Here is a 19,120-nt window from a genome sequence, read left to right on the forward strand (position 1 = left end):
TTTTTGAAAACGTGTTGGAGGAATGTAGATGGGTTGGGAGTATGGAATTAAGGTCGCAAATGTTAAGGATATTAAAGCGCTAATGGAACGCTTAGCTGAAGCATTGCCTAGGATTGACGGATATCGGATGCAAAGGGATGAGGATGGCTTTGTCCTGCTTTAGAATAATTCTGATTGGCCTGAAGCGCTCCAGATTTCATTGGAAGAGGCAAGAAATATTGAAGATTTAGAAGATGATGAACCTTATATCTATTGTCTATTTCATATCGGCGGCGGAGATGCGATGAGGTTGAGGGAAGGAATGTGCAGGGTGCTGGAAGAAGAGAAATGCGCTGCGGATTGGTTCGAGTTATAGCCGAAGAAAGGAGTGGGTGAGATTGAGTAAGAAGGACAAAAAAGAGATTCAGACACTAATCTATCGCTATAGCGGTCCACGAGCCAATATTGGATATACTTTTGAACCGCTGCGTTATGGGGATACTGATGAACCGAAGCTGGAGGAGATGATATTCATCTACGCAGATGACTTTGATATCGTGCTGTCTGCGTTAAAGTCCAAATATCCACTTGTCGATCCTGATACAGGAGAAACGTATGAGGCCTTTGACCCCTGCTGGGATAATCCGATACAGGAGTCGGTATGGCATGAAATATTAACAGAATTGGATGCTTGGCCTGCCAAGGAGCCGGAATTGCGCCTATTTATCGATTCCTTTACAGCGTGGGTCAGAGCGCATCTGAAGCAAGCAGATGGTATTATCGTGACCGGAAATCTGTAGAGAAGGCCATGCACTGCAATCCGTATTTTTGCTGCCCCTCGCTTCGAGGGGCGACCGGACGGCGAGCCACTGAGTCGAGTGCCTGGTTCTTTGCAGTACACGCGACAGTCTCCTTGTTGCAACTGGATTATTAACGGTGCTTTTGGTTTCTGATTAATGTTTGCTCCAATTCGGTATCTGCCATAAATTTGCTGGCAGATACAGCAAGCTGATATTGATTGGTCCCCATATTGTTAGCGGCAGGTTGAAGAATCCCTTTTATTGTTTGCCATAATGAAGAGGCCTGCAGGCTTTCTGCCCCAAAATGCAAGATGATATGGATACAGGAGGTAATAATATTGCGACCAAGTCCGTACAGGAACCATTCTTTTTCCTTCGTAATAAGCGGAATAATGGTTACCATCGTTTCCCACGCTTCATCCAATCGACCTGTTTCAATGAACTTCTCTGCCAAGTTAGATGCAGTAGAACAGTAATTATGATGATTTCCTTCTGTTTTTTCCATTTCGGCCAGCTTTTTGAGGGCTTCAATTTCACCTTCTGGATGGTTGCGCCATCTCTCATGATAAACGAGTGCCTGTAAATTTCCTTTGTTCCAATCCGTCTGCTCTCTGATCCACAAATCGATAAATAATGATAGATACATATCTTCCCCGAGCTCACTTGCGATATTGATGCAATCCTCAAGATCAGCTGTATCTTTGCTGAACAAATATGTTTCCAAAATCAACTCAGGGTCAAACCCGGCATATGTATCGAAATTGGCCTTCTTGGCCTGCTGGAACAAAATTTGGTCCTGCTCACGCTCATACTTTTGCAGTAAAAAAATGGCGTAATACAGAGCATCGCCAATCCCCTGAAAACTGTTCGTTTCCCTGTCTATAATCTCATTCACGAGCAGCCTTCTCACAATCGGTTCGTAATGCGGGGCATCTCGATCCTCACGATTATACATAGCCAAAAGCACCTTCAAGCGATTGGTATAGTTGGCATCACTTTTTCCATATTCCTCATTGTGTTGCTCCAAATAGTCAACCTTCGAAAAATCGGCGTGATCACTTATTAGACTCTGCAGCATTTCATCATAGGGTGCCATCATCTGATCCAGCAGCCCTTTGTAGTTCGTTTTCAATACTGTGATTCTCCTTTCTTGATCGGCTTAATACTACAATCCATATGTATATAAAACAAGCGATTTCCTTTTGAGACGGGATCGCTTAGTATAGCAGCGCTGTATACACGTACATATTTTTCTAATAAACCCATTTTAAGATTCAATATAAGGGGTGGACATTCAACACCTGTAAATCAAGCATACAACATGCAGGGATACAACATTGCGCACAACTATTGGAAGCGTTTTAATTTGAGTATAGAAACACAAAAGAAGACCTCAGGGAGGACATACGAATGCTAAAAGTGAAAGCGCTTAGATGTGAACATGTAAACAATCCGATTGGACTGGGTTGTCTAAAGCCTCGATTGAGCTGGCAAATTGAATCTGACAACATATATGTTTTCCAAAAACGCTTCCAATTGCAGGTATCCATACATCCTACTTTTGAACCGCTGCTCTGGAATCATTTTTCCTATTCGGAGCAATCCATTTTGTTTCCCTATGAAGGCCCTCCACTGGAATCAGGACAACGATATTATTACCGGGTAAAAGTTTGGGCTCAGGGAGCGGGGGACACCGAACCGGAGGAATCGGAATGGAGTGAGTTTGGCTTTTGGGAAATGGGACTGCTCCATGAGCAGGACTGGAAGGCACAATGGATTACAGTGGAGGAACGTAGCCTCCATGAAAAGTTTCAGACGAGAGCCCCTTTTGCCGCTTCCAAGTGTTTTTCAGTTGAGGGAAAAGTGAAAAAAGCAGTCATTTATGCCACAAGCCTTGGTCTATATGAGCTGGAGCTAAATGGACAAAGAGTAGGCGATGCCTATTTTACCCCGGGATGGACAGATTATAACGATCGTGTCCAGGTGCAAGCCTATGATGTGACTTCTACCATTCGAGAACAACATAATCGCATCACAGCCACGGTAGGAGAAGGCTGGTACAGCGGCTATCTAGGCTGGCAAAAGCGCAAGGATACCTATGGGAACACGAATGCTTTGTTATTTCAAATGAAGATTAGCTATGAAGATGGCCGTTCAGAACTCATTTGCTCAGATTCTTCCTGGGAGGAAACGAGCTGTGCCATTTTGATGTCGGATATTTATAACGGCGAAATCTATGATGCCCGATTGGAGCAGCAGGCAGGCGAGCATCGCTCCTTGAATGAACGGAAAATGATGCAGGTCGTCCCGTTTCCGTTAAGTCATCTGGTTGCTCAGGAGAACGAGCCTGTCCGTGTAATGAACCGATTAAAGCCTGTTGAGCTGATTCAAACGCCTAAAGGCGAACTGGTTCTTAACTTGGGTCAAAATATGGTAGGCTGGCTGGAATTTAAAGTTGAAGCTCCTGAGGGTACGGTTCTGAATTTGATACATGGTGAAGTGCTGGATCAGCAAGGGAACTTTTACCGAGATAACATTCGGGATGCAGCGCAGCAGATTACGTACATTTGCAGCGGCAAAGGGACGGAGATATTTAGGCCGCATTTCACTTTTCAAGGCTTCCAATATGTGAAACTTGAGGGCTTTCCGGCTGGCGTAGACATTGAAGATTTTACGGGCGTTGTTTTGCATTCAGATATGGAGACAATTGGCTTGTTCGAGACATCCGATCCAAAGCTCAATCAACTCCAGCACAATATTGTATGGGGGCAAAAGGGGAACTTCCTGGATGTGCCGACCGATTGCCCGCAGCGTGATGAGCGATTAGGCTGGACCGGCGATGCACAGATTTTTGCCAGAACGGCCAGCTTCAATATGAATAGTGCTTCCTTCTTCCGAAAGTGGCTGAAAGATTTGGCTTACAACCAGTTGGAGAATGGGGCTGTGCCTTTTGTCGTGCCGGATGTCCTCAAAGGAACCTTTGCTGACAATATGGACAAAACGACGGCCGCATGGGGAGACGCGGCGGTCATATGTCCGTGGACGATCTATCAATGTTATGGGGATAAGCAAATTTTAGCCCAGCAGTATGACAGTATGAAAGCATGGGTCGATTATATCCGTGCACAGGGGACTGAGGAGCATCTGTGGGATAGTGGTTTGCAACTGGGAGACTGGTTGGCGCTGGACAGCGAGGAAGGAAGCTATTTTGGAGCGACCGATGGAACGCTGGTAGCGACTGCATACTTTGCGTATTCGACTCATATTTTGGCGCAGACGGCCAAACTGCTGAATCGCTATACCGATTACAACACCTATCAAAGCCTGCATGAAGGGATTAAAGCCGCTTTTGCGAACCGTTATTTTGATGACGCTGGCAAGCTGACTTCGAATACCCAAACTGCACAGGTTGTGGCTTTGCACTTCGGATTGGTACCAGAAAGCTATAAAAAGCAAGTGATCCAGGAGCTCGTACGGCTGATAGAAAAAAATGATATGCATCTGGATACCGGCTTTGTGGGCACGCCCTATCTATGCCTAGTTTTATCCGACAATGGCTATACAGATGTAGCTTATAAAATTTTATTCCAGAATGATTATCCTTCCTGGCTCTATCAGGTTGAACGTGGAGCCACGACCATGTGGGAGCATTGGGACAGCATCAAAGTGGACGGCTCCTTCTGGAGCACTGATATGAATTCGTTCAATCACTATTCGTACGGTTCAGTTGGAGGCTTTATGTACCAAAATATTGCCGGAATCGATGTGCTTGAAGCGGGCTACAAAAAGTCACGGTTAGCACCCAAACCGCCTATTAATCTTACTTCGGCCCATGGCAAGCTGGAGACACCATATGGTGCGCTTGCTGTCCATTGGGAAATCGTGAATGAGGAAATGCAGATGACGGTTCACGTACCACATAATACGACAGCTGAGATTACGCTTCCAGGCGTTATGGAGCTGGATGCGCTACAACAGACCATTACCACACAATACCCGTCCATTCAGTATCCGCCTGGTAATGTGCCACGAGAGCTGGCCGGAAAATTAGGTTCTACCGGAGAACAGGCGACTTTCCAAAAGAGTGGAGACCATGAATTGACGTTTACCGCCGGGTCTGGACAGTATACGTTCCAATACAAATACAACCAGAGACTAAATAACATAGACTAGAGGTGAGAAGCTTGATGAATATTAAAAACAAAATATGGTTTAAAACGGCGTTGCTGTCCATTTCCTTAGTCCTGACATCAGCGAGTGCTATTTCGGCTGTCATCCCGATGATGCTGAACCAATTACCGGGAGTCTCCAGTTCGCTGATTGAAAGCGTAGTTACGATCCCGTCCTTCTCGATGATGCTGTTTGTGCTGCTGAGTGGTCCGATCTCTTCTCGCCTGGGTAAAAAAAATACAGTCCTGCTAGGACTTTTGCTCGTGGTCATCGGCGGAATACTTCCTATGCTCACTACGAACATTACATGGATTCTCGCGTTGCGTTTGGTGCTAGGCGCAGGCCTGGGGATGTTCAATTCGCTGGCTGTCAGTTTAATTAGTGATTTTTTTGAAGGGGACGAACGTGCTCAATTGGTAGGCTTTCAAAGCGCTGTACAAGGGCTCGGAAGTAGCCTGGCTACCTTTGTGGCAGGACAGCTTGCCCTAATCGACTGGCCGTTTGCCTTTTTGTGCTATGCGATCACGATTCCGATCGCACTGTTATTCTTTTTTATCATCCCTGAACCAGAGCGCGAGGAGCCTACAGTGAGCTCCATAGGAACGGGTCACAGAGGTGGGGGAATATCTCTATCTGTACTTGGCTTAGGAGCTGCACTTTTTCTGTTTATGACCTTTATTATGATTGTGTATACCAAAACAGGCATTATGATTGCTGAGAAGAGTATGCCTAATGCAGGATTTTTAGGGACCGCTTTGACGCTGTTCTCCTTGTCGACTATGATTGCAGGCTTCTTGTTTGGTAGAATATATAAATGGTTCAGAAATTACGCTCCTTTTATCTCCAGTTTATTAACAGCAACAGGTTTTGTCTTGCTCTGGTTTGCTCAGAATGTGACGATGGTTACGGTTGCCATGCTGATTATTGGCTTTAGCTTTGCACTGTTTATTCCCTATATTTTTACCATACTAACTAAAATCGTACCTAAGGGCAGTGAGACGATATCTATTTCAATTGCAATGGTAGGCTCCAATTTGGGAGCGTTTGCTTCGCCTTATATCATCAAGTTAGTTGGGGTGTTGTTTGGGAATGAAACTGCCTCGTTTGCCTTTCTCGTTTCAGCAATTGTCTTTACGATTGCTGCGCTCCTCTGTCTGGGAATCGCTATTAGAGGAAAGGGAAGCAAAGCACAGACGGCAGTTCACAGTTAATGGGAGTCTGAAGGAGGAGTCTGTGTTTATGAACCTGCATGAGTTGGATCAGTTGCTGAGAAGTAAAACTGAAATTGAGCTTCTGCAACAACAAAGCAATCAGGTGATTAATGATCTCTCCAAAGAATCGGAGAATGAGCGATTTTTTGATATGAATCTGAATATGTATCGAATGCCCGCTTTATTCTTTTTCGGAGAACATGATATTTATATTAGCAAGCACAACAGGTTTGCTCCGATGCTAGAGCACATGCATGAATTTATTGAATTAAACTATGTTTACTCAGGTAAATGCAACCAAATTATAGCAGGCAAAGAGATTCAGCTTTGTGAAGGTCAAGTGTGTGTTCTGGATAAGGATGTGCCGCACAGCATCTCTCCTTTGGGAGAAAACGATATACTGATTAATATCCTGCTGCAAAGAGAAACGATCTCGTCCCTCTTTCTACAGCGGCTATCCAAGAAAAAAAGTTTGATCGGTGAATTTCTCGCCAATTCAGTCCTTCAGCATCAGCACCATAATCACTTTATTATTTTTGAGTCGCAGCATAATGAGAATCTTCAGTATATATTGCGTAGAATCTTAATTGAATATTTTTCCAGGCAAGAGGATTCCATGGAGTTGGTCAAGGCTTATTTGCCAATTGTATTTGGAGAATTGGTTCGTGTATTGGAAAGCGAGCATAATATTCATGTAAACCAGCAGGAAAATCATATTACCTCTATTCTGAATTACATGGAAGAGCATTATCAGCATTTAAGCCTTCAGCAATTATCTAACCATTTTAATTACAATAGTACGTATTTAAGTAACAAGTTAAAAAAAGTTACGGGTCTTACTTACACTGAGCTGATTGCCAACATTAAGCTTAATACCGCCTATTCTTTGGTTGTGAATACCAACCTGCCGTTCGAAATGATATTTAAGCAGGTGGGATATAACAGCATGAGTTTTTTCTATAAAAAATTTAAAACCGCGTATGGTGCCACCCCGCAAAATATCCGAAACAAACAAATGAGAAAATGAAGAATACACAAGGACGTCCAATTTGAATTGGGCGTCTATATGTTATAATATCGGCAAATTCATAAGCTAGTAAGTAAAGGGGGATATCCTTGGAAGCGGTACTAAGACGGAACTGGCCAGAGTGGAACGGAAGATTGCAGAGACGAACCGGGGGCTGGAATAATACGACGTATTTTGTTAAGAGCGGTGGGCGAAGTGGGGTGCTGCGCGTCTACGATACACACAGGGATCGGGACAAAATTGAATTTGAGCATGCGGTTTTGCAGGCGCTGAGCAAGCAATCTCTATCCTTCAGGGTTCCAATGCCAATTCGAACGATTACAGGAGAGACACTTGCACAGGTTGACAAGGATAGTGGCAAATATGTGTGTCTATTCGAATACATAGAAGGTATATCACCCTTGGAGCAGGACCCTAGCTTTGCCCATTCTTTTGGCGAGGCAGCTGGTGAATTGTCTGCCGTGCTTGCAACACTTAATCTTGATATGACCCCAGTCTATCGGCCGTATTATGCTTTGCAGCAATCCTATCCATTATGTAGCCCGGAAGTAATCCAAGGCTTTTGTTTAAACCCGCCGGAGCCTCTCAAGAATTTTCATGAAGAGCTGCGCCTGATAGGAAAAGTATATGAAGAGATTACAGATTCACTTCAAGCATTGGAAGAGTTGCCGCATCAGCTTGTACATGGAGATTTGAACGCTTCTAATTTATTAGTAAAAGATTCTGATCATAGCCAGGTGGCTGCACTGCTTGATTTTGAATTTTGCACGTTAGACGTTCGGGTGATGGAACCGGCGGTCATCTTATCAGGATTTTTGGGGCAACCGGAGGAGACAACGGCTGTTCGTGATTTTTGTCGGGGCTTCAGCCGCCAGATCCGTTTAAGCCAACCCGAGATCGACGCTTTGCCTGTGTTGATGCTGCTTAGAAAGGTAGACGTATTTCTTCATTTTGTGAGTCGCTTTCTGGAAGGAACAGATCAGCCACACGTATTGCAAGAACAGGTCCAACAGATTGCGGCCGACTTGCTCCAACTGTCTACCAGCAGTAGCTGGATTCAGGAGGAGTTGGCCCAAGCTGGAACAATGTATGAATAAACGAGCTACATGCCGTGTTATGTTATAATTTCTGGAATAACAGAAATGAAGTCTATTGAATTAAACTCGGAACAGGAGGAGCAGATGAATAGTTGGTTAACGAACGCGTTACGACCCTATTTTGGGCTGGAGACGCTGGAAGAACATTGGGACGTGGTAGAAATTAAAGAAGGATATTTTGTTTGTATGGATGGAGATGTTATTCGCAAGCGAATTTCTTCTAAAGAGGATGCTTATGGAGAAGCTGATGTAGAGATTTTTACCCGTGATCGGGCATTTGTTCTGCCTAAAACGGCTCGTGGCAAAGAGAAAAAACTGAATTTTACAAGTGTTTCGAGCATCTCAGCAGAAGGTGTGTCCTTTTCAGCAGGCATTCGAAGAGATCGTCCTATTAGTTATGTTACTGCTGTGAATAGCAAAACTGGCGTGAGATTGCCCATCACTGGATGTGAGCATTTACATAGTAAAGAAGAGATCATGGATTGGCTTCAACGTTACCCGTCACTTGTGCCTAACGATTATGATCGAAAGCTGGATCGATTAAAGCATATGAAAAACCAGCGTTATAAAACCATCCCGGGAGACATCTTTCGTGTGGAAATAGACCTTTTTACAGATGGGTATGTATTGGTCGTCGGTGATTTGCGCCAAATGCAAAAGGATCAGTTGTTTGCAAAGGAGAGCATATGGAACAGTGTCATGACGATGCCTTTATTCGTACGTCCGTATTTGTGTACAAGTCGTGACCGTTCAATAACTTTAGAATCCATCACAGCCGCCCCGTTATCGGATACAACCTGGATTGTTATGGATGATTCCTTTATGCGAGGGTCCTACGAGTGGGTAGGGCATAAAGCATTGGTAGAAGAGGATATTGTGTTTCCGATGGGTTACGGCATTAGCACGGATAGCAGTAAAGAAAGAATATATAGGCTGTCCTGGGGAACGGGCACAATTTCCAAACCGGAAGGGGAGACAGTGTTCAAGTCTTCGCGGGAATTTTTAAATAACGGTGTGTATTCAGGTATTATTACGGACTGTTTTGGTCCTTGGGAAGAGCGGGAGTGGCACAAAACGCTGGATAATCCGTTGTATCGGGAGGAGCGTCGAAAAGCACTGGCCGAATTCGGATTCCCGGAAGACATTTCGTACGATGAGTTCAACCGCCAAACGGGAGGCCTGACGCGTTCGGAATATCTCGCATACTTGACAAGAGTCTACAGCGGAAAAAGAAAGAAGAAATGACACGGTTATACATCCTTTTAGGAGGGGCCAATGAAATATCTTAAAGATTGTCCGGAACCAGGCATGGGAACCTGGTATTTTGAAATAGACTCAGATGGCGTAGCCTATCGGCAAATTGTGATCCAGGATGACGGTACTTTTATTGCTTCTAATCGCAAGCACGAGCAATATCATTTCTTGTTAGCAGAGAAAGCGATTGATGATACAGAGCCCTATTATACGAAAATTAGAAAAAAAGAGTTTGAAGAAATCTGGTCTAGCAATCTTCACACCTTTAACAAGGAATGGCATCAAGTCAAAACCGTACTGCCGGTTGGGACTAAGGTAAGCGGATATATTGAAGCCTTTTTTCCACACGGAATACTTATTCATATTTTCCAGCACAATGCAGTCGGATTGGCAGACACCCATTCATATGCGGAAAAGACCCCATCTGAGTGGATGTATCCGAGGCATGAGATCACGGCGATTGTCCAAGGCTACGACGAGCTGAATCAGTGGGTGATTTTAGAGCAAACGCAGGTTTTCGAAAATCAGTTCAAAGGTTGAAAGATAGATATCGGAATACAGGAAGGAGAATGGATATGCATACGTTAACGGTTGATGAGCTGGTGGATCAGGATAACCATGCATGGGAAGAGGTCAGAAACATTCTGCAAGAAGGGAATAATCCATTTCGCATTGTACCGGCAGAATCGGAATCTGCTAGGGGAGATTCGCTCTACCGTTTGCAAGTGAGCACAAAATCGTACTTGGGAACGGTTGCCTATGAAACAGGAGGGATCATATTTGACCACGGATGGATCACCTTACTGGGTGCAGGTGGGCCTGAAATTTACGGTAGTTTGGCTTCGTGGAACGGGCTGCAAGAGCCAGTGAGCGTCCCTGCACTTGGGGGAATGCTGATTGTGGCCTATGATGCAGCAGGTGGCTTCTTTGGATTGGATACAGGGAAGTTTGGACGTAGCGGCCACATCTACTATTTTGCACCGGATGCATTGGAGTGGGAATCCACTGAGCTGGCTTATTCCGGTTTCTTGAGCTGGTTGGCTGAGGGAGATTTGGGCTTGTTCTACCAGACATTCCGTTGGAATGGTTGGCAGTCGGATATGGAGCAACTTCAGCCAGGAGAGGTATTTGCTTATTATCCGCCGCTATGGACTCAGGAAGGTGGCGGAGAGACCAGCCACAAATCACCTATAGCAATAACAGAAGCGTGGCAGGCGGTGACGGATCGGGAATAGCCGCGAGTGGGGAGGGGGACATAAGATCATGAATCATTCCATTCAATCCAAACTGGTGCAGCTGAATGAAATACTTTCTCAAAATAACATTGATCATTACTACATTTATGATTATACAAGTCGCCCCAAGCTGGTACTAGCAGGGAGCTTTGACTTTAGCTATTATCACAACATAGAGATCACTTTTTACGAGGTCTCATTTCTTTCCTGTCCGGGCGGTGTATTTTCAATTGAGTGCTTTAGACTGGCTAATGACAAGGAATTGGAAATGTTAAAAACCGTCTCTTACGGATTTCATGAGGGGCCTGTGATTTGTATGGAGGATAAAACGTTCGGCACTCGATTTTTCATTGCTGCTGAAAGCTTGGATTACGAGCTCAAGACCGTTTTTTACTATAAACGAGAGAACCTTCAACCTCATGAAAGTGTGGCTGAATGGGTTGAAAAAGATGGAGAAGGTTGAAAAAGGTAGCAACAACAACTTTTAGAGACGTCAAGGCAGGGAGGTTGGTTATTATGTGGAGTATTCATTTTGAGCAACAGTTTGTAAAATGCCCGGAAGCAACTGGTGAACAAATCGGGGATTTTTTGAGCACATGGAACATCAAGCTATCGGAGCAGGAAATTCACGAAATCCAACAAAGACAAGTGAATCCTTTCCCGAAATCGTCTCCATTTTATGATCAATATAAACCGCTAGATCCTGTGGGCTGGCATCTGCCCCAAGAACAATTTCCTGATAGTTACATAGAATTGCTGAAATACTCTAATGGAGGGGAATTTCAAAATGGAGAACGTTATTTTCAATTTTTCAATACCGAGGATTTGAGAGAAATGAACCTCGCCTACGAGCTGCCAGAGTATATGCCGGGTGCCGTGTCGTTTGCGATGGATGGGTGCGGAAACCACTATATGTTTGATATGAGAGAGGAAAAAACAAATAACGAATATCCCATTCTTTTTGCTCATTCCGGCAGTCTGGGGTATGACGAATGTGAACAGGTTGCTCATTCTTTTATAGAGCTATGCACGGAAAAATGGGCTTTATATTGATACCTTGACTAAACATACGCTTTATTATCCATAGTTCATCCAGTAGAAAATGTAAAACCCGCAAGCTGGACCCTTTTTGCCAGGTCTATTTTGCGGGTTTTTAACGCTACTTATTTTCATTCATCATTTCTATTAAAACTTGATAGACGATCGGTAAAGTGGTAAAGCCGTCACTTTGTAAAAAATGCCCTCCATGATCTAATTCGTAAAAATCAGCCTGAACATCTTCCGCTAGTTTCTTACTAAGTGCAAAGGGGACAATTGCGTCGTCCTTTGAAGCTATAACTGCACGCGCTTTTAGCGAATCCGTGATCTGCTGATGATCTAAATGGTCATTTGTAAATTCATCTAATGAAGGCAGGCTTGGCACTGGGTCAGTAAAACCGGAAACGAAAACGGCGCCACCTAGTGGTTCCGGGATGTTGACTTGCTGCAGGTATCTTAATATGGATACACAACCCAAGCTATGACCAATAAAATAGGTGTCTTTATGTAGGGCTTTAATATTTTGTAATAGGTGCTCAATCCACTCATTAAGTTTGGGGGCTTGCGAGTTGGGCATATCTAGTATATTTACCGAAACCCCGTCTTCCTGTAATTTATCTTGTAACCAAGGAAACCAATGATCTGTTGGCGAAGCTGTGTAGCCGTGGATTATATATACTTGTTTTTGATTTTGTAGGTTTGTCACAGTGTTTTTTCTCCCATTATTCAGTGTTTAGTTCATGCTGATGATAGGTGTCCCTCTTCGTCTGAGAACCCTTCCAGTTTAGCAAAATCTCTATGCCTATAGTATCAGAAATTGTTGATTTATATAGATAATTTTTTTAATGAGTTTTGGCGAGTTTTTGATCTTGCCTATCCCTATTTAATCACGACTACCGTCAGGAACTCATATCCTGCAACTCTTCCTGTTCAGCCATTTGCATCAGCTTATAAATCTGCCGTGCTGTGTTCACATTCCGCACCGTCATTTGCTGATACAGCTTGGTGCCGACTAATTTTGTTAACCCGCTTTTTGTGACTTGTTCCTTGCTGACAGAAAACAGAACGGCCCCGGTCGTATAGATGACATGCCCAATTCCCGGTTTCAAGGGAAGCTTGTCCAGAACGGAAACATCGTTAATCTCATCCCACAGAAACATTACATCACTTTTCATCTGTGTATCATTAGCCCATTCATTCGGCAGGGCCTCCATAATGCTCTGAATCTCCTTCATATTACGGACGATGACGCGGATAGGTAAGCTAAAATCCTCCAGAATCGCCTGTTCCAGTATGAGCGATAGCTCCTGGTTGGGCCGCTCCTGACTGGAAAAAATAATGTTTCCAGAATTAATGTAAGTCGTTACATGCCCCATACCTGCATGTTCAAACGTTTGCTTGAGCTTCTTCATCTCGATCTTGTTGTTGCCGCCAACATTGATGCCCCGCAGTAATGCGATATAGATCATAAAAAGCCCACCTCTCTTCAACCAATAGGATTTCTAACAAAGGGATAGGTAATTCAGCAAATACGTGGTTTGGTTTTCGCCCAACACATGATGCAGCAATGGTTTTACGTGCTCGATATATGCTGCTTTGGTTTCGTATGTATCTTCATCTATCAATTCTCCCTTAAAGGTACAGGCACCTTCAATCAGGATGGAAAGAGCAATAAAGAAGTTAGCTAAAGAGTCAGCAACTTGTTGCGCTGCCCCACCTTCAATTGCAGCATATACAGGCGAACCGGGTGCACTAGTATCGACAATGACTGGATCATCATTAAACGTGGCAATTACAACATGATGGGATGGCCATGAAGATGACTCATGAACAAGCTCTCCAGATGTAATGAAGCGATAGCCCAGCTGCTGGCGATATAAATGTTCTGGTGCGACAAAAAAGAGAACAGCAGCATCCCCGATTTCAACGGCTGCATTTTTTAATTTGTGTGTTCCCGCTGCCTTAGCATCGATCATTTCATAATGGCTATATAGGTACTCAAGCTCAGGGGATATAGGTATGCGGTTGTCCCAGCAATCTGTCAGGTTCTCCGTCCGGGGCTGGATGTCGTGGTCTTGGAACAGCCCGTAGGTTGCATTATACAGGTTTTGTTGTTGTACAAACCGGGTCAGAGCTTCGCTTAGCTGTTTCATAGGTGTTCATTCCTTTCTAATCGTAGGCTATGATCTTCATCATAACGTTTCATTCCTAGCATAAAGATATCATAATATAGAAAGGAAGAACATATGTTTCTGTATTTATGCCGCCTTGCCAGTCGATCCAGATTAATTTTACAATATAGGAGTTCGGATTAATGTGTGATGCCAGGTTCAACATGAAGTTTGGCTTGCTATGCAAGGAGGAGAGAAATGTCATTTTCTAAAATATACGATTACAAATTAAGAGCCTATTTTAATGAGCGTATTTCTGATGTTGATCATGAATATCTATTTTATTCCTATTCTGATCAAGAGCAAAATTTAAGAGTATTAACTCTGAATATAAACGAGCAGGATCATATTTCTTTAGTACGATGGCACGATCTGTTTGACAGGTCGCTATTTACAAAAATGGATCATCCCATTCTAAGCATAACGGATGCTGAACGTCTGATTCGATTGCTTTCGCTCATGTTTAACGTTTTTGATATACATAAAGATGCTGTTTATAGCCAAAAAAACTTATGTTGTTTCTATTATCAATATCAGGTTTCACACCTAGCAGAGAGAGGCAATGAATTCTCGCTTACTCAGGATAGGCTATTTTTTCTTCACCAGCTCTTATTTGAACTGGGTTTAGGGGATGACATTTATGATCGTTTAGCGATTGAAAATAATAAGCTGATGTATAGTATGGAAGACGCACAGCAGTATGATTTGCACATTCTAATTGATATGTTACATGAGCACATTAACAAAAATGAGATGGACATGGATATCCGGGTAGCGCTGGGAAAAATAAAAATTTTGCAAGGCCAGTTGATCAGCTTCATCCTGGGCAGTCATGATGTATATGATTTTCCATATGACGATTTCAACAAGCCGTTTGCAGAAGCAACCCTGTTTATACAAGCCTATAACTCCAATAAAAATAGGGTATTAGAGGTGCTGATCGACTGTATCAATGAGCATCAATCTCCAACAGAGCAGTTCATCTCCACTATGATCTTGATGAATTATTCCTATTTTGTTCTCAAAAGTAATCCTAGCGAAATTACATATTTTAAATGTTTTTGCAAGAAAAAACCGGGAGTTTTTATGAAAGTATTGTCTGCATTGCTTGAACTCAGATTTTTTGTCGATAAATCCAGCTTCACAAATACGGGCATAAATTATTATTTATCCAGATTAAAAGGGGTTAAATGATGCCATTTCATCACGTTTCTTTACCTGATTTACCACCGTCTATCGGACGTCTTACAGCCATTCATCCACTAAAGGGTGGCTCTCAGGAAAGCATATCCCTGCTAGCACTAAACACACAGGCAGAACTGTGGAGACTAGAGCTTCGCTCTGGCAGTGCCGAATTGTGTACACGTATTTGTATCCCTGATTTTAATCCCCTGCAACCTGTCCAAATGGTCACCAGTCCTGATGGCAAGTACGCAGCCATCTCCAATCGTTTTGGCCGGCATGCGGCAGTGTATGATTTAGTTCATGCTCAAGAAAAAATGCAATTATCACGGGACGAATACCACTACGATAAAAGTATGTTCCCCCTGGCATTTGTTCATCGAGATGGTGCATGTATTCTTGTTCATGGAACGGAATGGAACCGGCTGGATTTGACAGATGTAGAAACAGGGCTGCCTTTGACAGCAAGACCTACCCCGGTTTATAACAGCGAAAGCAAAGATGAGCATTATCTAGATTATTTTCATGGGAGGCTCCTAGCTTCTCCAGAGGGAAAGTGGATTGCGGATACGGGATGGGTATGGGCTCCATTAGGAGTAGTCCGAACTTGGTCATTATCCGATTGGCTGCTGAATCCATGGGAATCGGAGAATGGTCCGTCAGTTCGCTATCTTTGGCAAACCATAGATTGGGATGGGCCAGTGTGCTGGACAGGACCCGATACATTGGCGGTTTGGGGACAGATGGATGCCGATTTACTGGAGGAGGAAGATTGGGGAGAGGAAGGCGTGGAACCGGCGGTTGTCCTATTCGATATGACTAAGCCCGATTACCGACGTGTGCTTCCGGCGATCCCGCCTCTAAATTGTAAGCCTGAAGAAGACGGGATTTATCCATATCCCCAAGCGGATATGGCCGTTTCTGGCGACCGATTATTCTTATGGGGAAAAGGGGTCCCGCTTCAGGTATGGCGGCTTTCAAGCGGTGTGCGGGAACATGTAGATACGGAGCGATTTCCACTCATTTACCATCAAGAGGCAGGAATTTTCATTGAATTACATTCAGATAGCGGTTGTAAAGCCTTGAGCTACGAATAAAAGGCTCTTACCGCATTTTTGCTTCCTTCCCGGCGAGATGGAAAAATAAAATACACGTTAGTTATTACTTTTGAAAAGGGGCGTAGAATCATAATGGCACTGATCAAGGATCGTTTTTATGGATGTCTCGCTGGACTGGCTGTAGGGGATGCTCTGGGAACCACAGTGGAATTTAGCAGTCCAGGCACGTTTGAACCTGTAACGGATATCGTGGGCGGCGGTGTCTTTGGGTTAAAGCCGGGGCAGTGGACCGACGATACGTCTATGGCACTTTGTTTAGCCGAGAGTATGGTGCAAAAAGATAGCTTTGATCCAGCGGACCAAATGCGTCGCTACACCAATTGGTATCACCTGGGATATATGAGTAGCACGGGAACGTGCTTTGATATCGGTGGTGCGACGAGAGCAGCACTGCATCGCTTCGAGGCCTCTGGAGATCCGTATAGTGGGTCCGTTGACCCCATGACTGCCGGTAATGGCTCGATTATGAGACTCGCACCTGTTGCCATGGCCTATGCGAACCGCCCGGAAGAGGCCGTGATGTACGCCGAGCTGAGCTCGCGAACCACTCATGGAGCAGCCGAAAGTGTGGAGGCCTGTGCTGTGCTTGCTTCCATTCTTGTGGCAGGTCTGCGGGGAGCGGACAAAGAATCCATGTTATCGCCCGATGTCTGCTATAAGTGGCGGCAGGAACAGCCAGCTTATTCGGCAGCTATTGAAGAAATCATTCAGGGTTCTTACCAGCATAAGGAGCCGCCTGAAATCCAAGGAACCGGTTATGTCATTCGTTCCCTTGAGGCTGCGCTGTGGGCATTTTACCATTCGGCTTCATTTGAAGAGGGGGCACTGCTGGCCGTAAATTTAGGGGATGACGCCGATACGACCGGGGCGGTGTACGGACAAATTGCAGGAGCTTATTACGGGCTAAGTGGTATCCCGAATCACTGGCGCGAGAAGCTGGCGATGAAGGAGACGATCGATGAGCTAACGAAGGCTTTATGGCAGAAGGCCGACAAGGGCCAGACACTTTAAAAGGGACATCTATAAAGATCAAGCTGGGTTGCTTTTATTATGAAGCAGAACCCGGCTTTTTTTGTTAACTATATTTTTTCCCATGACTCATCTCTTGGGATTACTCCCCATATCGCCATACTTCCACCCTCCTCAACTGCATGTCGTTATGACAAAATGAAGTCCAGTACAAATCATACTTCACTTTACTGACTTTTAGAGGAGGAACTACATTGTCACACCAATATAAACAGCTTCATTCATTTGTCGATATTTCCAATTATATGAAAGGATTTGAGATCGTTTCGACCCAATTTGGCCCTGATAGATGCGTGTATATTTTGTTAATTGATAAAGTCCCAGAACGAGTGCGGGGGATGTTCCCGCCTGCCTCTCTTAAAGAGAGACGTACTTACAAGATACTTATTCTAGACGATCACATTGAAGAAGTGTATGTGGAGGGGCAGCAGTTTAACTATCATTATGTACAGCCTCTACATCATCATCTGCTGCTCGTCGGAGCACGTTGTCATTATTATGGACCCGGCCAATACGATTTAAATGGTAAAATCATTGACTATGAAGGCCGTACCGTGAATGAACTACTACTTGGAGACGGTATTCAGAGTGTTCAGGTTACAGGAGAAGGTACGATCTGGACCAGTTATTTTGATGAAGGTATATTCGGAAATTATGGTTGGAATGATCCTGTGGGGTCCTCCGGTCTAGTCGCCTGGAATAAAGAGGGACACAAAATATATGAAAACCAAGCGGCAGACATTCATGATTGCTATGCTTTGAACGTGGTTAGCGATCAGGAAATCTGGTTTTATTACTATTCAGACTTTTCATTAGGGTGCATTTCCGGTAGCGACCGTACGAATATTACGTTTATGAATCCGAGGATTTCCGGCTGTTCCGGGGTGGCTACAGATGGGGTTCACTTTTTGTTCGACGGCGGGTATGGAAAGAATGGACAATATGTCTTGAAAAAGAATGTGAAGCCAGGCAGCTTGAGCAAAGGACAACACATTCGCTTTTTAAATGACGAGCAAGAGTTCCTTCAGCCGCACGAACAGGATTTCAGAAAAGACCGCCTGCTGCTCCGTGAAGGTTCTCTGCTGTATCAGGTGGCTGTTGAAGAGTTAGCATAAAAACCCACGTCAGACGTGGGTTTTTCTTTAACATCAAAAATGCTTATTCATACGTTTTGACAAGATCATTCAGGGAGGTAATGGTGCTTCCTTCTCCAATAGCACCGAATTTCCACTCTCCTCCATAGCGGTATACTTCACCTACACGGATGCTACACATCCCTTTATAGTCCTCAGTCAAGTTGTATCGGAGAATCTCTTCATCTTGGGACGCATCTAATACTCGAATATAAGCATTGTTCACCATACTGAAATCCTTACGTCTACCAAAGCTAAAAAAACGGAATATATTCACAATAAATACGACTCTATGCACTTCAGGTGGTAGCTGTTGAAGGGATACGGTAATGACTTCATCATCACCGTCACCATGTCCTGTCAAGTTGTCACCACTATGTACGACGGCCCCACAAGGGCTATTTTTGTTTCCGAAATATACTAGATTTTTCGTCTGAGTCAGCTTGCCGTTCTCATCAAGAAGCAGTGCTGATGCATCAATATCCATGCTTCTACCCCTCATAGGGTCCCATCCAAGCCCTACTTTCAGCACGGATAAGTGTGGATTATTTTTGGTTAGGTCTACCTTCTGCCCTTTAACTAGACTAATACTCAACGTTATGCCTCCCTATCATTATTTTCGTTCTACTCTGAAATTGTAGCATATATATAGAAGGATATAATCTATTCGTAACTT

21 protein-coding genes are annotated in these 19,120 nt (G+C 44.1%); 16 read left to right on the forward strand and 5 right to left on the reverse strand.

Annotated features, from left to right (window positions below):
* The first annotated feature begins 28 nt into the window (after window positions 1–28).
* Genes ACXHJ2_RS05645 through ACXHJ2_RS05655 form a run of 3 tightly spaced genes read left to right on the forward strand, consistent with a single transcriptional unit; the run spans window position 29 to window position 779 of the window.
* Complete coding sequence (locus ACXHJ2_RS05645; RefSeq protein ID WP_274597486.1) at window positions 29–163, forward strand: hypothetical protein; 135 nt, start codon at window positions 29–31, stop codon at window positions 161–163.
* Window positions 164–199: 36 nt separating this feature from the next.
* Window positions 200–355, forward strand: a complete 156-nt coding sequence (locus ACXHJ2_RS05650) for a hypothetical protein (RefSeq protein WP_238791596.1) — start codon at window positions 200–202, stop codon at window positions 353–355.
* A gap of 16 nt (window positions 356–371) precedes the next feature.
* A complete protein-coding gene (locus ACXHJ2_RS05655) occupies window positions 372–779 on the forward strand; it encodes a hypothetical protein (protein ID WP_238791058.1) in 408 nt (135 codons plus the stop codon).
* Between the two features lie 130 nt (window positions 780–909).
* Here the strand turns inward: ACXHJ2_RS05655 and ACXHJ2_RS05660 are convergent, their stop codons facing one another.
* Window positions 910–1,911 (reverse strand): hypothetical protein, encoded by a 1,002-nt coding sequence (locus tag ACXHJ2_RS05660; protein ID WP_165081935.1) that lies wholly within the window; start codon window positions 1,909–1,911, stop codon window positions 910–912.
* A 278-nt stretch (window positions 1,912–2,189) separates the two neighbouring features.
* Here ACXHJ2_RS05660 and ACXHJ2_RS05665 point away from each other — a divergent pair, with 278 nt between their 5' ends.
* The 9 genes from ACXHJ2_RS05665 (at window position 2,190) to ACXHJ2_RS05705 (ending at window position 11,826) form a co-directional block, all read left to right on the forward strand.
* Window positions 2,190–4,952 carry an alpha-L-rhamnosidase gene (locus tag ACXHJ2_RS05665; RefSeq protein ID WP_165081937.1) on the forward strand — a complete coding sequence of 921 codons (2,763 nt, stop codon included), beginning with the start codon at window positions 2,190–2,192 and terminating at the stop codon, window positions 4,950–4,952.
* Between the two features lie 14 nt (window positions 4,953–4,966).
* Window positions 4,967–6,160, forward strand: a complete 1,194-nt coding sequence (locus ACXHJ2_RS05670; protein WP_165081939.1) for an MFS transporter — start codon at window positions 4,967–4,969, stop codon at window positions 6,158–6,160.
* A gap of 28 nt (window positions 6,161–6,188) precedes the next feature.
* The gene (locus ACXHJ2_RS05675) at window positions 6,189–7,187 is read left to right on the forward strand and encodes an AraC family transcriptional regulator (RefSeq protein ID WP_044787682.1); all 999 of its coding nucleotides are present in this window, start codon (window positions 6,189–6,191) and stop codon (window positions 7,185–7,187) included.
* An 89-nt stretch (window positions 7,188–7,276) separates the two neighbouring features.
* Complete coding sequence (locus ACXHJ2_RS05680; protein ID WP_165081941.1) at window positions 7,277–8,284, forward strand: phosphotransferase; 1,008 nt, start codon at window positions 7,277–7,279, stop codon at window positions 8,282–8,284.
* Window positions 8,285–8,368: 84 nt separating this feature from the next.
* On the forward strand, window positions 8,369–9,529 hold the full coding sequence (locus tag ACXHJ2_RS05685; RefSeq protein ID WP_165081943.1) for an immunity 26/phosphotriesterase HocA family protein: 1,161 nt from the start codon (window positions 8,369–8,371) through the stop codon (window positions 9,527–9,529).
* Between the two features lie 30 nt (window positions 9,530–9,559).
* Window positions 9,560–10,078: a hypothetical protein gene (locus tag ACXHJ2_RS05690; RefSeq protein ID WP_038978048.1), complete on the forward strand. Its 519-nt coding sequence runs from the start codon at window positions 9,560–9,562 to the stop codon at window positions 10,076–10,078.
* 35 nt (window positions 10,079–10,113) lie between these two features.
* Entirely contained in the window at window positions 10,114–10,773 is a 660-nt protein-coding gene (locus ACXHJ2_RS05695) for a DUF2625 domain-containing protein (RefSeq protein WP_016821759.1), read from the forward strand.
* 28 nt (window positions 10,774–10,801) lie between these two features.
* Window positions 10,802–11,236 carry a hypothetical protein gene (locus ACXHJ2_RS05700; RefSeq protein ID WP_017428304.1) on the forward strand — a complete coding sequence of 145 codons (435 nt, stop codon included), beginning with the start codon at window positions 10,802–10,804 and terminating at the stop codon, window positions 11,234–11,236.
* A 53-nt stretch (window positions 11,237–11,289) separates the two neighbouring features.
* Entirely contained in the window at window positions 11,290–11,826 is a 537-nt protein-coding gene (locus ACXHJ2_RS05705; protein ID WP_165081945.1) for an SMI1/KNR4 family protein, read from the forward strand.
* Window positions 11,827–11,932: 106 nt separating this feature from the next.
* On the opposite strand, the gene ACXHJ2_RS05710 is transcribed toward ACXHJ2_RS05705, so the two are convergent.
* The 3 genes from ACXHJ2_RS05710 to ACXHJ2_RS05720 form a co-directional block, all read right to left on the reverse strand.
* A complete protein-coding gene (locus tag ACXHJ2_RS05710) occupies window positions 11,933–12,517 on the reverse strand; it encodes an RBBP9/YdeN family alpha/beta hydrolase (protein WP_165081947.1) in 585 nt (194 codons plus the stop codon).
* A gap of 193 nt (window positions 12,518–12,710) precedes the next feature.
* Entirely contained in the window at window positions 12,711–13,280 is a 570-nt protein-coding gene (locus tag ACXHJ2_RS05715) for a DUF1697 domain-containing protein (RefSeq protein ID WP_165081949.1), read from the reverse strand.
* A gap of 33 nt (window positions 13,281–13,313) precedes the next feature.
* Entirely contained in the window at window positions 13,314–13,964 is a 651-nt protein-coding gene (locus tag ACXHJ2_RS05720; RefSeq protein ID WP_165081951.1) for a hypothetical protein, read from the reverse strand.
* Window positions 13,965–14,180: 216 nt separating this feature from the next.
* On the opposite strand from ACXHJ2_RS05720, the gene ACXHJ2_RS05725 reads away from it, so the two are divergent.
* The 4 genes from ACXHJ2_RS05725 (at window position 14,181) to ACXHJ2_RS05740 (ending at window position 18,426) form a co-directional block, all read left to right on the forward strand.
* Window positions 14,181–15,176, forward strand: a complete 996-nt coding sequence (locus ACXHJ2_RS05725; RefSeq protein WP_165081953.1) for a hypothetical protein — start codon at window positions 14,181–14,183, stop codon at window positions 15,174–15,176.
* Window positions 15,173–16,261 carry a hypothetical protein gene (locus ACXHJ2_RS05730; protein WP_238791059.1) on the forward strand — a complete coding sequence of 363 codons (1,089 nt, stop codon included), beginning with the start codon at window positions 15,173–15,175 and terminating at the stop codon, window positions 16,259–16,261. The genes ACXHJ2_RS05725 and ACXHJ2_RS05730 overlap by 4 nt, the downstream gene beginning before the upstream one ends.
* Window positions 16,262–16,354: 93 nt before the next feature.
* Window positions 16,355–17,293 carry an ADP-ribosylglycohydrolase family protein gene (locus ACXHJ2_RS05735; RefSeq protein ID WP_165081955.1) on the forward strand — a complete coding sequence of 313 codons (939 nt, stop codon included), beginning with the start codon at window positions 16,355–16,357 and terminating at the stop codon, window positions 17,291–17,293.
* A 212-nt stretch (window positions 17,294–17,505) separates the two neighbouring features.
* Entirely contained in the window at window positions 17,506–18,426 is a 921-nt protein-coding gene (locus ACXHJ2_RS05740) for a hypothetical protein (protein WP_165081957.1), read from the forward strand.
* Window positions 18,427–18,469: 43 nt separating this feature from the next.
* Here ACXHJ2_RS05740 and ACXHJ2_RS05745 read toward each other — a convergent pair whose 3' ends face one another.
* A complete protein-coding gene (locus tag ACXHJ2_RS05745; protein ID WP_165081959.1) occupies window positions 18,470–19,039 on the reverse strand; it encodes a TerD family protein in 570 nt (189 codons plus the stop codon).
* Between the last annotated feature and the right edge of the window lie 81 nt (window positions 19,040–19,120).

The organism is Paenibacillus sp. ALE3, from assembly GCF_054113405.1.